This window comes from Lacinutrix sp. (assembly GCF_023299985.1).
GTDB lineage: Bacteria > Bacteroidota > Bacteroidia > Flavobacteriales > Flavobacteriaceae > Lacinutrix.
Window position 1 is genome coordinate 1 of the sequence record NZ_JALZVX010000157.1, and the last position, 12,990, is coordinate 12,990.

At 30.7% G+C, this 12,990-nt stretch carries 10 protein-coding genes and 1 pseudogene; 1 reads left to right on the plus strand and 10 read right to left on the minus strand.

Annotated features, from left to right (window positions below):
* Positions 1–441 precede the first annotated feature (441 nt).
* The 10 genes from Q0C58_RS08730 to Q0C58_RS08775 form a co-directional block, all read right to left on the minus strand.
* Complete coding sequence (locus Q0C58_RS08730; RefSeq protein WP_290700169.1) at positions 442–1,227, minus strand: type II CAAX endopeptidase family protein; 786 nt, start codon at positions 1,225–1,227, stop codon at positions 442–444.
* Positions 1,228–1,372: 145 nt separating this feature from the next.
* Positions 1,373–3,397 (minus strand): DUF349 domain-containing protein, encoded by a 2,025-nt coding sequence (locus Q0C58_RS08735; RefSeq protein ID WP_290700172.1) that lies wholly within the window; start codon positions 3,395–3,397, stop codon positions 1,373–1,375.
* Between the two features lie 78 nt (positions 3,398–3,475).
* A complete protein-coding gene (locus tag Q0C58_RS08740) occupies positions 3,476–4,237 on the minus strand; it encodes a shikimate dehydrogenase (RefSeq protein ID WP_290700175.1) in 762 nt (253 codons plus the stop codon).
* On the minus strand, positions 4,206–5,225 hold the full coding sequence (locus Q0C58_RS08745; RefSeq protein ID WP_290700178.1) for a DUF368 domain-containing protein: 1,020 nt from the start codon (positions 5,223–5,225) through the stop codon (positions 4,206–4,208). Before Q0C58_RS08745 ends, Q0C58_RS08740 begins: the two co-directional genes overlap by 32 nt.
* Positions 5,225–6,187 carry a DUF368 domain-containing protein gene (locus tag Q0C58_RS08750; RefSeq protein WP_290700181.1) on the minus strand — a complete coding sequence of 321 codons (963 nt, stop codon included), beginning with the start codon at positions 6,185–6,187 and terminating at the stop codon, positions 5,225–5,227. The genes Q0C58_RS08745 and Q0C58_RS08750 overlap by 1 nt, the downstream gene beginning before the upstream one ends.
* Positions 6,188–6,283: 96 nt before the next feature.
* Positions 6,284–6,823 (minus strand): hypothetical protein, encoded by a 540-nt coding sequence (locus Q0C58_RS08755; protein WP_290700184.1) that lies wholly within the window; start codon positions 6,821–6,823, stop codon positions 6,284–6,286.
* Between the two features lie 90 nt (positions 6,824–6,913).
* On the minus strand, positions 6,914–7,114 hold the full coding sequence (locus Q0C58_RS08760) for a hypothetical protein (RefSeq protein WP_290700187.1): 201 nt from the start codon (positions 7,112–7,114) through the stop codon (positions 6,914–6,916).
* Positions 7,115–7,152: 38 nt separating this feature from the next.
* Positions 7,153–8,541 carry a tetratricopeptide repeat protein gene (locus tag Q0C58_RS08765; protein ID WP_290700188.1) on the minus strand — a complete coding sequence of 463 codons (1,389 nt, stop codon included), beginning with the start codon at positions 8,539–8,541 and terminating at the stop codon, positions 7,153–7,155.
* A gap of 157 nt (positions 8,542–8,698) precedes the next feature.
* Entirely contained in the window at positions 8,699–9,883 is a 1,185-nt protein-coding gene (locus Q0C58_RS08770) for an aspartate aminotransferase family protein (RefSeq protein ID WP_290700190.1), read from the minus strand.
* Positions 9,880–11,745, minus strand: a complete 1,866-nt coding sequence (locus Q0C58_RS08775; RefSeq protein WP_290700192.1) for an OstA-like protein — start codon at positions 11,743–11,745, stop codon at positions 9,880–9,882. Before Q0C58_RS08775 ends, Q0C58_RS08770 begins: the two co-directional genes overlap by 4 nt.
* Before the next feature lie 399 nt (positions 11,746–12,144).
* Here Q0C58_RS08775 and Q0C58_RS08780 point away from each other — a divergent pair.
* Positions 12,145–12,990, plus strand: a pseudogene (locus Q0C58_RS08780) (hypothetical protein); the annotation flags it as partial.

Below are 12,990 nucleotides of genomic sequence, written 5' to 3' on the forward strand. Positions count from 1 at the left end.
GGAAGCCAAAAAAATGTAATCAGAAAAAATGATGTTTCAATTTTTTCAGATACTCTAGTTTTTTGGGAGGAAGCCAAAAAAATGTAATCAGAAAAAATGGTATTTCAATTTTTTCAGATACTCTAGTTTTTTTGGGAGGAAGCTAAAAAAATGTAATTTTTTTAACCTTCGTGATCCAAAATTAATATATATGCGTATATAATTTAAATGGCCTTATTTCTTCATAGGAAAATTGGTTAGTAGTGTAAACTTTTTAATAGGTCATTTTATAGGTTATTTCTAGTAAGCGAAATAGAAATAATCGGTTAGTTTAGTTAGGAGCCAAAATCCTGTTTGATGAAAATTGAACAGGATTTGGTTTGTAGTGACACTTTGTATTTACAAAAACGAAGTTAGCAGTAAATACAATTAGTAGAACTAATCCCAATGAAAATTGAGGTCTTATTTAGTATTTGTAGATAGTATTTGTTTAACACCTAAATAGGTTAATAGTATTCCAACTACAAATAGAAACCAGTAGATAACATCAAAATTAGTCCCAAATAACAAATGGTCGTACGAATACCCAATGTTACTACTTACTATATAAATTAGGTTAAAAACAAAATGTGATATTATTGTGTAACCTATTTTTCTTGTTTTTAAATAAATCAAACCATAAATTATTCCACTTATAAAAGTTGGTATTAAATTATTAGGCGTTTCAATATGTATTATTGAAAAACAAAGACTTGAAACTATTAAAGCGATTATCTCACTGTTTTTTTGAGACAATTTGTCTAATAAAAACCGTCTGTAAAACAATTCTTCAACAATTGGAGCAACTATTATTGTCGAAATAATATTAAAAATAGAATGGTTTGAGATTATAGAATTATCGTTAGAAACAGAATCTTGAAAATAATCTAATATTATTAATTCAAAATTCCAAAAAGGTCTTAATGCTAATTTTAACCCAACTACAATTAAAAGGAGGTATAAGAAAATGTTAGTATTATAATTTTTGAAATTTATAATCTTCTTAAAGTCAAGATTTGGTTTCCAAAATAAAAAATAGATTAATAAAAAGGCGCCAACTTTAGAGGTGATATCTAGTATTCCAAAAGTATTTGAGTAGTATTCGATATTGCCAAAATAATCTTTAAAAGGCAATATTATTATAACCTGAATTATTGCCCAAAAAGTAAAGATTAAAAGTGTGTATAAAAAGGCTTTAATGATGCTCATTTGCAGTTTTATTGATTTGTCATTCCTGCGAAAGTAGGAATCTATTTTGAGGTATTGGTTTGTTGTGGATTCCTGTTTTCGCAGGAATGACAAAAAAATGCTCATCCTTTAGATGAGCATTTTTTTATTATAATAACTCAAGTTGTTATTCTGTAGCCTCAGTATTTTCTTCAGCAGCTGCCTCTGCAGCAGCTTTTTCTTCAGCTTCGGCTTTAGCCTTAGCGTTTTCCATTATTTTAATTTTTTTAAGCTTTGCTTTCCAGATTATTAAAGATTCTGTATGCTTCTTAATATTATCATGAACAGATTTTACAAGTGGATTTTTTTCATCTGCATGTTTAAAAAACAACAAGTTATTTTCTAGTTGGTTTATTTCTCCATTGATTTCACTAATCTTAGTTCTAATAAAACTGTTTTCGTTTTCAAGTCCTCTTTGGTCTTTAGAAGAAGATAAATCTTGAAGCCTGTTTTCAAACTTCATCATTTCAACTTCATTCTTATTCATGTCTAAAGCACCAAATAAAGTATCTAAGGCCTTATTAAAATCGCTTTCAATTTTGCGTTTATTTCCAGGAACACGACCTAATGTTTTCCATTTTGCAATGTAATCCTTAATAATAGTTAAGTCTGCTTTTTGTTCTCCAGAAAGTTTAGTCTCTGAAACAGTCTTTAAAAAAGCTTCTTTTTCTGTAAAGGCTTTTTCTTCTTCTGCGCTAGCTTCATTTCTTTTAGCGTTTATTCTATCGAAATAATGATTACAAGCTGCTCTAAATTGTTTCCAAATCTTATCACTATCTTTTCTTGGTACATGACCAATATGTTTCCAATCGCCTTGAATTTTTTTCATCAATTGCGTTGTCGCTACAAAATCCTCACTGTCTTTGTTAGCTTCGGCAATTTTAATTAATTCTAGTTTTTTGTCTAAGTTATCAAATTGGTCCTTTTTTAAGCTCTTATAATATGTGTTCTTTTTATGGTTAAATTCACGAACAGCAACTTTAAATTTAGTCCACGTAGCTTCGTTAACCTTTATTGGTACTTTTCCTGCTTTAAAAAACGCTTCGCGAAGCATCTCTACTTCTTTTATCTTTTTTTGCCAGTCTTTGTGTGCGTTACCAGGATCGTTAGTTTTTTCTTCAATAATACCAATAATACCATGTTTAAACTCTAAATTCTTTTCGTAAAGCGCATCTAAATGATTGTAATATTCTTGACGTCTATCATTTATAACTTTAGTTGCTTCTTTAAAACGATCCCAAATTGGTTCTCTATGTTCTCTGGCAACAGGACCTAATTCTTCTTTCCACATTTTGTGTAAAGCTTGAAGCTCTCTAAAGGCACGATTACTGTTTTCGTCTTTAGCTAAAGCTTCGGCACGTTCAATAATTTTTGTCTTTTTCTCAAGGTTATGCTCAAAATCTTTATCGCGTAAATCTCTATCTAAATGTAATAAATCGTAAAAGCGTTCTACATTAAAATGGTAGCTGTTCCAAGCATTATTATATTTATCTCTTGGTATAGATCCTGCAGCTTTCCATTGGTCTTGCAGTTCTTTAAATTGCTTGTATTTTGTATTCATAGTTCCATCAAGATCTGTAAGTGCCTTAATGTCTTCTATAATTTGAAGTCTTGAAGATAGATTGTCTTTTAAACTATTTTCTAAACTCTTATAATGTGCTTTAGTTTTATTGCGATACTCTTTATAAGCTTCATTAAAGCTGCGTTTTAGAGGCGTTGTATAATGAAAATCTATTTCGTTACCACCTTGATCTAAGAATTCTTGCTTTTTTTCTTCAACAAGTGCATTAAATTTCTCGTTAAATTCGTTTTTAATGGCTTCAACATGCTTTTTTATAGCTTGTATTTTTTGGCTTTCTACCAGTTTTTCTAGCTCGATAACCAAAGCATCTAAAGACATTTCGCTATAGTCTTTTTCTTCTATATTATGGCGATCACTCGTGCCTTCGTCTTCTGCATCTTCTGCATTAGAGTTGTCTATTTCGTTGATTACAGTGTCTTTAGTACTCTCGTTTTGAGTGTCTTGAGGCTCTGTTGTGTCTTTTTCTACTGTTTCTTCAACAGTCTCTTCAACGTTTTCAATAGTTGTGTTTTCTAGTGCTTTGTTTTCTTGTTTTCCGTCTGCGTTTAGCAGGTTATCTTGCTCTGACATTTTGTAAAATGTTATGTTTATGGTAAAATTTAGATTTTAAAGATACTAAAACTTGTCTTTTAATAACGAACTCATTTTTTATTTGTTCCAAATACTCCAAGATTTCTCTGCTTGCAATGCCAACATTTTCTCTCCATTAATAATAGTAGCACTATTTTGCTTACCTAAATTTAAAAATCTTGTTTCTGATGGATTATAAATTAAATCGAATAATATATGCTGATTAGAAATAGCTTGATATGGAATATCTGGACATTCATTAACATCTGGAAAAGTACCTAAAGGTGTACAATTAATAATTATTTGATGTGCTTCTATAACCTTATCCGAAAGTTTGTTATATGTGTATTTTGCTTTTTTTGATGTGTTTCTAGATACAAATGCATAATCAATATCTAGAGATTTTAAGGCATACGCAATAGCTTTACTTGCGCCTCCAGTTCCAAGAATTAATGCTTTTTTATGATGGGCTTTTAACAACGGTTTTAAAGATTTTTTAAATCCGTAATAGTCTGTATTATAACCAATATAGTTTCCTTTTTTGGTGATTTTAATAGTATTTACTGCACCAATAGCTTTTGCTCTTTTATTTAGTTTATCTAGAAAAGGCATGATGTCTTCCTTGTAAGGAATGGTAACATTAAGACCATTTATATCACTTTCCTGCTTCAGTTTTGTTTTAAATAAAGCAATGTTTTTAAGGTCAAAGTTTTCATAAGTTGTGTCTTTTATAACTTCAGTTTCAAATTTATTTTTAAAATAATTTCTTGAAAATGAATACGAAATATCTTTTCCTATTAAACCAAATCTACGCATGTGTTTGTCGTGTTTTTCTGCCATACCATTCTAAACTTAGAACAATAGCAATGCCAATAATAATATAGAATACTGCAATAAGAGTTTCTGTATTAAGTTCTGGTATAAAGCGTTTGTAGTTTTCTAAAATGTGTTTTCCTCTAGAGTCTAAAATTGCGACTCCAGAGCTATCTGTTTTAAAAATGGTTTCTTTCCAAGGCCAAACCACACCAAGAGAACCTACAATAAAGCCTATTATAGAAGCTATAGTAACACTTTTGTAATGTTTTAATATATAGCTTAATACATGAGAGAAGGTTACTAAACCAACTGCAGAGCCTAAAGTAAAAACAAGAAGTACTTTTAGCATTCTTACACGTTCTACATTTTCTATAAAGCTGAAGTTGCCTCCAAGAACCTCATAAAAAGTATCGTAAAGCGCATTAACAGAATCTACTAAAAGTAGTACATAGTTGCCTAATAGTATTAATATGAAGGATCCTGAAAAGCCAGGAAGCGTCATCCCAGAAACACTAATAATACCACAAATAAATACAAACCAAAGGTTGTCGTTTTCCATTGCAGGATCTAAAAAACTAATAGTAATACCAATAGCGGCTCCAACAAAAAGAGATAAGCAGGTGGTAAATTTCCAATCTTTAAAGTCTTTGCTTATATAATAAATTGAGCCTAGAATCATACCAAAAAACACACTCCAAACATAAAGCTCATAATGTTTAATAAAATAATCTAATATTTTAGAAATACTAAAATAGCTTACAAGCATTCCAAAAAATAGCAGACTTAAAAATTTGCCATTTATGTAATGAAAGCAAGAGCGAAACTTACCATTTAATAGCAGCTTAAAAGCTGTAAAATTAACATGTTTAAGCGAGTGTATAAATTCTTCGTAAAAGCCAGTTACAAATGCTACAACACCACCAGACACTCCAGGAACTTTATTAGCAGCTCCCATTGCTAAACCTTTTAAAGTTAAGAAAACCTTGTCCTTAAATGTTTGTGTTTTTTGCATTATGCTTTTTTTGAACCCATTTTTTCTAACATAAAAATAGTTAAGAAACCTATTACTATTAATACGATTGAAAGTAATAATTGGTTGTCACCTTCAAAACTAAAAGGAGAAATACTTTGTTCTATAAAAGGCACTTCTTCTCCATGAGAATTTAACCTAAACTCTAATACTTTTTTCCAAGGCCAAATTTTATTTAAAGAACCAACCATAAAACCAGTTAAAATAGCTAATGTTAGTTTTTTATGGTTTTTAAACATCCAATTTAATATTTTAGAAAACGCTTTTAGTCCTATAACGGCTCCAATTGCTAGCATTAAAAACTTAATAAAAGCAGCTTTAAAGAGTTCAAAGTTTAGAGTAAATACACTTTCTAGTAAATTGTCTATAGTGTTAATTGCTATTTGGTAAGCGCCTAAAATTAATAGAATAAAAGCGCCAGATATTCCAGGAAGAATCATGGCTATAATTGCGATAGCACCACAAAAAAGTAAATATAAATTACTGTCTGGAGAAGCAAAAGGTTCTGCAATTGTAATAAAATAAGATCCTATTGCAGCTATTATTAGTACTAAAATAACTGGAAAATTCCAAGATTTAATTTGTTTTCCAATAAATAGGATGCTTGATAAAACTAAACCAAAGAAAAACGACCATAATAAAATGGGTTCGTTAAATAATAACCATTTTATGGCTTTTGCTAGAGAGAAAATACTAATAGCAATACCTAAGAATAAAGAGAGTAAAAAGTTACCGTTAATTTTATGCCAAGCAGTTTTAAATCCTTCGGATTTCCATATTTTAAAGAACCCAAAATTTAAGTTATCTATACTTTGTAATAGCTCTTCGTAAATTCCAGATATAAAAGCAATAGTTCCACCAGAAACTCCAGGAACAACATCTGCTGCTCCCATGGCAATACCTTTAAGGGCAATTATAAAATAGTCTTGAATTTTTCTTTGCATGCCTAGATTTTTATATCAAATCAAAGGTATGGAATTTGAAGAAGAATTTAATGTGTTTTTTAGCTAAGAAAGTGTTGCAATAGGATTGATCTTTTATTAAGATAAATTAATAACTATTCCACTTGTATTATTGTTTTTATACCACACAGCTTTTATTGACCTAACATGTTTACTTGTCTGTTTTATAGATTTTAAGAAATCAGATTTTGATAAAAAGTCTAATTCCTTATTAGAATAATATTTTTCATACACTTTATATAAGTGAGTTTGATTTACAATCAATTCTCCACTTTCAATCTTGTAATACCTTTCATCAATTAAATTCAAGCTTAATACTGTTTTTATTATTTCAATGATTTTAGAACTGTGAGTCAGGGCTTCTTTGGATGATAGTATATTTTCTAATCTTTCTTTAATTTTCACGTTATCTTTTACTTCATCAAGTTGAAATAATTTATTTGAAAAATATTTATATTCGAATAAAGAAATTTCATTAGATATTTTTTTTGCTCTACGAATTGTTGGATGAAAGAATGAATTGGCTATCAATATTATTCTGGGAGAATTATTTAGTTTCAAAATATTTTTCTTCTCTATAATTGACAGTTCATCAATTCGTGATATAATTAACTCCAAATTCTCTTCAACGAAATCAGAATAATCGATTGCTTGAATTATTATGTTTCTAGAATGTTCTTTTTTTAATTCAAAAATGACAAGATTATGTTAAATTGAATTATAAGCTAGAATATCAATCCTTCCACTTAAACCAAAAAGCCTTACATTTCCTTTAATACTAAATTCAGATTTTATAATCCGAAGATTCGGAAAGAAAAGGTTGAAATTTTCAACTACTAAGTTCTGTAGTTTTTTTTCTGTAATCTCTAGTTCTTCAGATTTAAGTTTTGTTTTTATGTCAAAAATCATCTTTTTATTATTAGAGAATTAGGCTTATTTAGTTGCTTTTATTTGTTTTTTAATAAGTTTTTTACAGCTATAGAACTATAAACCTCAGGAAATAATTCTTCAATAACAATAATTTGTTCGGCATCAAAACGCATTCCGTTTCTTAAATGGTATGTTGCTTTTTCAGTTTCTAGTAACTGAAAATATAAACCAGCCAACCTAAATTCTATTTCAGCATTTTCTGGGTAAAATTCTGCTGCTTGAATTAAGTTAAAAGTTGCTGCTTCTCGCTCACCTAGTTTTACTAATATATCACTTCTAATTAACCAAGATTCTAGTTCATAATTACCTAATTCTAGTGAACGCTTGTAACCACGTTCTGCTTCTTCAAGAAAGTTTAATCTGTGGTTAATTTTTGCAAAGTATTTCCAGTATGCAACATTTTCACTATCTATGTTTATAGCTTTATTAATGTAGTATAAGGCTTTATGGTAATTTCTTTCTTTAGAGTAAAACTTAGTAATTGCAATCCAGCCTTTGTCTAAAAGCGGATCTTCATGTACCGTTTTATAGTAATATTGTACTGCCAAATCGTTATTTCCTAACTTTTCATGACAGTTACCAATACGCAGTAAAGCAAAAGAGGTTGGGTCTTCTAAGGATAATGTGATACTGTAGTTTTCTATGGCTTCATTATAGCGTTTTAGCTTTTCTAAAACCTTTCCTTTTTCTATATATGCGCCAACAAAAGTATCGTCTGAAATTATAGCAAAATCAAAAGCAGACATTGCTTTTTCAAAATCTTTTAACTCGTAATATTGACGACCAAGTTGGTGCCAAGCTACTTCGCAGTATGGATTTTTGTCTAAATAGGTGTTAAGGTATTCTATGGCTTCGGTATTTTGATCTAAAAAATCGAAACAATAAATAATATTATAAAGTGATGCGTAATCTTCTGGATTGGCTTCAAGACATTCCATAAAACTATCTCTTGCCATATCAAATTGATCAAGAAATAAATACTCCATACCTATAAGCGAGTGGATATCTGCAGTTTCTTCTGTTAAATCAATAGCGTTATTTAAAACAGCAATAGCTTCAATGTGCTTGTCTTCTTTAGATAATATATTAGCTTTTTGAATATAGATTTCTTCGTTAGATGGCTCAAGAATATAGAGTTCGTTTAAAAGTGAATTAGCTTTGCCTAATTCATTTTCAAAAACAAAAATTTCAACTTTAAAAAGTTTTAAACTTACTGAGCTTGGATGCTGCTGTAAGCCTAGTTTAATAGCTTTTTTAGCAAGCGCTACTTTACCTTGATTAAGGTAATGGTGAATAATATTTTCAAATTCGTTAGAGTCAAAAAACAAAACATTATTTGTTTTAAGCATAGACTCGAATTTTGTAAGCGATATGTCGTTAGGTTCTTCTTCTTGGCTAAAATCCATAGGCATTAATCTAGCATTGCGGTGTAATAAATGTAATACTCAAAAGGCTATTTTTAAGGTATAACAAACAAATGTTTTTAACAAAGTAATGAACAACTGTAGCTTGTTATTGATTTTTTTTAGGCTTTGTATTTGATAATTAACGGTTTACAATTACTTATTTGCTTTGTATGTTTTTTAATACTTCAACAATAATGCCACAGCCTTTAATAATTTCGTCGTTGCTAATGGTAAGAGGAGGTGTAATTCTAACGGCTTTAGGCTCGAATAATAGCCAAAACAGTATTAATCCATTGTCTTGTGCCTTTAAAACCAGATGATTAGCTATTTCTGAAGACGATAAAATAGCCGCTAACATTAAGCCTTTTCCTCGAATTTCTTCTATAAAAGGATGCTTTAAGTGCGTTCTAATCAATTGCTCTTTTTCTAGAGTTTGTGACATTAAGTCACGCTCTGTTATTTCTTGTAAAGTTGCCAAAGCAGCAGAAGCTATAACTGGATTACCACCAAATGTAGTAATATGTCCTAGTTTTGGTTCGTCTTGTAACCTGTCCATTAATTTGGCAGAAGCTGTAAAAGCACCAATAGGCAAACCGCCTCCAAGTCCTTTTCCTGTTACTAAAATATCTGGAATACAGTTGTAGTTTTCAAAGCCAAACAATTTTCCAGTTCTACCAATTCCTGGTTGAATTTCGTCTAAAATTAATAATGCGCCAACGTCATCGCAGCGTTTTCTGATTTTTGAGAGATAACCGTTTTTAGGTTCTATAAAACCTGCACCACCTTGAATGGTCTCCAAAACAACACAAGCCGTTTTTGTAGTAATGTGTTTTAAATGTGGTTCATAATTAAATGTAATATGGCTAATGTCTGGTAGTAACGGTCTAAAAGGTGCTTTACGTTCTTCAAAATCCATTAAACTTAGCGAACCCATTGTATTGCCATGATAGGCATTATGTGCTGCAATAATTTTGCTTCTTCCAGTTGCGCGTCGTGCTAATTTTAATGCACCTTCTATGGCTTCTGTTCCGGAATTTACTAAGTATGTTTTTTCAAGCGATTTTGGTAAATGTTTTGCTAATAAAGCGCATAAATCTACAGCTGGCTTTTGTATGTATTCACCATAGACCATAACATGTAAATAGCTGTCTAGTTGTTTTTTTATAGCTGAAACAACTCTTGGATGCGAATGCCCTAAACTACAAGCCGAAACACCTGCAACAAAATCTAAGTACGCTTTATTATTAGTGTCGTAAATATAAGAGCCTTTAGCATGAGAAATTTCCATTGCTAATGGATGTGGTGTGGTTTGCGCTTGGTGTTTAAAGAATTGATTTTTCATTCTTCCTTTTTTAATTCCAATGCTTTACCTATTGTAGGTTTTTTACTTTTAGATTTGGTTTGTTTAGTAAGGTTGTTCTTAAGGAGTTCTTGTTTAGCTGGTTTTCCTTTTTTTGTTGGAATTTGCCTTGATGCTTTTAATGGTGCATCATCACGTGCATCTCCAAAACGAACTTTTGGCTTACTTTCATTATCTGCTTTTTCTACACGGTTTAATAAATTTTCATCAAAAAATTCTTCTTCAGAAACTGCAGGATCTAAGCCTTTAATTACTGGTAAATTTAAAGGCGGATCGTCTTTAAATAAATCTTCAACACTTAATGGTCTTTCCTCTTCTCGCCAATCAAAATCCTTTAATCTCATGGCTCCTTTAGGAATTTGGTCTTCAGGATAGGCCTTGAATTCAGGATTAATAAGCCTTTTGAAATAATAAATACCACCTTCTTCAAAGTACATTTCTATATTTGCAGACCGTCCTTTATCCAAGCTTATAAATTCATCATCATCATTTCGCGCAATAAAAATGGATTCTGCATTTTTAAAGATATTTACTTGTTTTAATTGGTTATTCTCATCGAATAAACCAATTAAACGTTTTCCTTTTATTTGACTAAAATACTCTGTACTTAAAGTGTCTTTACTAATTATAAAAGCATTTTCGAAAACTTTTAGAGAATCTAATTTTTCGGTTTCCGGATTAGATTGTAAATGAATAGTATCTCCAGTTATTTGGTTAGTTAAATTCCAAAGAATAGGTCTTCTTTTTACAGCAAATGCATCTTTAGAGTTTAAACGTGATAAATTAATAAGTTGCGTTAATCCTGTTTGATGATTTACGTGAATAGAATCAGATTTACCGCTAACATCAGATTTATACATTTTTGCATTTCTAAAGGCTCTGGTTATACGATTGTTTTCTTTTCCAGTAACCATTAACGTGTCTGAATGTATATAAATAGAATCGTTTTCTTGAACCGAAATGGCCAAAGCGCGTTTGGTAACAAAAGCAGAATCTTTAGATTTATAAACTTCGGCATAATGACCTGTTATAATACTATTATTTATGGTGTCTGTAATTTTTATATTATTTGTGGCAGATGCAAAATCGCGATTACGGTCAAAATACATGCTATCTCCAACCACCACACGATTATCGTAATCTATTCTTGAGTTTTTTGTGAAGTAACCTGTGTCATTATTAGTATTGTAAAAACCACGCTCGCAATACACAGTACTTGTTTCTCCAACAATTGTTGAAGGACCAAACATATAAGAGTGTCCAGTTTCCGAATAAAAATCTAACTGATTAGTAGTTAATACATATTCAGGATTCACCAATTTTACAGTATTTAGAAAGCGATATTTCTTTTGAGACATATAATATCTACCAACAGTACTTGTTATAGTTCCTGAAGAATCTCTTACTACTTTTCCATCTTCCTCATAATATGCTTCTTGTTTTGCACGATCGAAAAATAATTTTTGTGTTGTTAAAGTTGAACTTGGTTCGGTTAAAACAACATCACCTTTTGCATATGCTAATTGTGTTTTTCCACTATATTCTGCGTATTTTGCAATCATAGTAATGGTATCACCTTGTATCATTTTTACGTTTCCGTAAGCTTCTACAAAGTTTTCTTTACCATATAAAACCGCCTGGTCGCAGTACATATCGATACCATCATGGTAAACATGTACTTGTCCAGCGTCACTACGTGTTAGTATTCTTGCGCCTGGATATTTTTCTTCGTCTATTTCTCCAAAAGCACCAGAATCTTTAATCTCAATGTTTTTGCGCTGTTGCGCATAACTATTGAAAGTTAATAGGCTGATAAAGCATAATATAAATAGTTTTTTAAACATTTTGTTCTTTGTATATGAGCAAAAATAACGATTAAAATGAGTTAGCATTATGTATTAGGGAAATTTTAATAACTAAAGCTTTCCGAAAGCTTTTTTTTGAAGATGTAAATAAATCCATGTGTCATTTATCGATAAAATATTTGTTTTGTCGAATAATATTTTTTTAGTTTAAAAAAACGTATTACAGCGAATAAATACACCTATAGTAGATTAAAGTAGGTTTCCTTTTTTTATTTCAAAAATAAACACTTTTTTTGCGACGCTATTAATTGAATTCCTATTTCTAAAGTCATAAAAACTAACACTAACCAGTGTTCAAGTATCTATCTGTACTTTTTTTTCGATTTTAAAATTTCTTTCAGTTTTTAGTAAACTATTAATTAACACAAACTAAAAACAATGATGAAAAGAATTTTACTTTTTGTAACACTTGCATTTATAGCAAGTTTTGCCTCAGCACAAACATTTAATTATCAGGCAGCAGCGAGAGACGCTGGTGGAGATTTAATTATTGGAGACGATTTAGGTGTCCAAGTTAGAATCCTTTCGGGTTCTAATACTGGAACTACAGTTTTCGCAGAAACATGGACCGTAACAACTAATGCAAACGGTGTTTTTGACCTTGCAATAGGAGAAGGAACAAACGTTTCTGGAGATTTACTAACATTAGATTGGGGAAATGTAGATTATTTCTTAGAAATAGCAATCGATGAAGATGGTGGTATAATTTACCAAGTGGTAGGTGCTTCACTATTAAGAGTTGTTCCAGTAGCAATGACTTCATTACAATTTGAGGAACAAGTTGGAGATACCAATGTTATTCAATTAGCTACAACAGTTGTAAACAATACAGGTAATATTACGTCTTTAAGTAGTAGTGATGCTAACCAAGAGTCAAGATTATTGACGTTAGAAAATCAAAATTTAGATGCACGTTTAACAATTGTTGAAGCAGCCGTTGCTCAAAATACAGCAGATATTTCTGGTAACAATTCTGCATTACAGGCTAATATTGATGCAGTACAATTAGATGTAGACGGAAACGAAACAGATGCAGATGCTGCAATTATAGCTGCACAAACTGCTGCACAGACATTTGCAACAGATGCTGATACAGCACAGTCAACACTATTGAACAATGCAATTACCGCAGTTCAAAATGATGTAGATACAAATGAGTCAGATGCAGATGCTGCAATTATAGCTGCACAAACTGCTGCACAGACATTTGCAACAGATGCTGAT

Excerpts from the sequence above, each read along its gene's own strand:
- Q0C58_RS08730 (WP_290700169.1), bottom strand. The coding sequence starts at position 1,227 with ATGAGCATCATTAAAGCCTTTTTATACACACTTTTAATCTTTACTTTT.
- Q0C58_RS08735 (WP_290700172.1), bottom strand. The coding sequence starts at position 3,397 with ATGTCAGAGCAAGATAACCTGCTAAACGCAGACGGAAAACAAGAAAAC.
- Q0C58_RS08740 (WP_290700175.1), bottom strand. The coding sequence starts at position 4,237 with ATGGCAGAAAAACACGACAAACACATGCGTAGATTTGGTTTAATAGGA.
- Q0C58_RS08745 (WP_290700178.1), bottom strand. The coding sequence starts at position 5,225 with ATGCAAAAAACACAAACATTTAAGGACAAGGTTTTCTTAACTTTAAAA.
- Q0C58_RS08750 (WP_290700181.1), bottom strand. The coding sequence starts at position 6,187 with ATGCAAAGAAAAATTCAAGACTATTTTATAATTGCCCTTAAAGGTATT.
- Q0C58_RS08760 (WP_290700187.1), bottom strand. The coding sequence starts at position 7,114 with ATGATTTTTGACATAAAAACAAAACTTAAATCTGAAGAACTAGAGATT.
- Q0C58_RS08765 (WP_290700188.1), bottom strand. The coding sequence starts at position 8,541 with ATGGATTTTAGCCAAGAAGAAGAACCTAACGACATATCGCTTACAAAA.
- Q0C58_RS08770 (WP_290700190.1), bottom strand. The coding sequence starts at position 9,883 with ATGAAAAATCAATTCTTTAAACACCAAGCGCAAACCACACCACATCCA.
- Q0C58_RS08775 (WP_290700192.1), bottom strand. The coding sequence starts at position 11,745 with ATGTTTAAAAAACTATTTATATTATGCTTTATCAGCCTATTAACTTTC.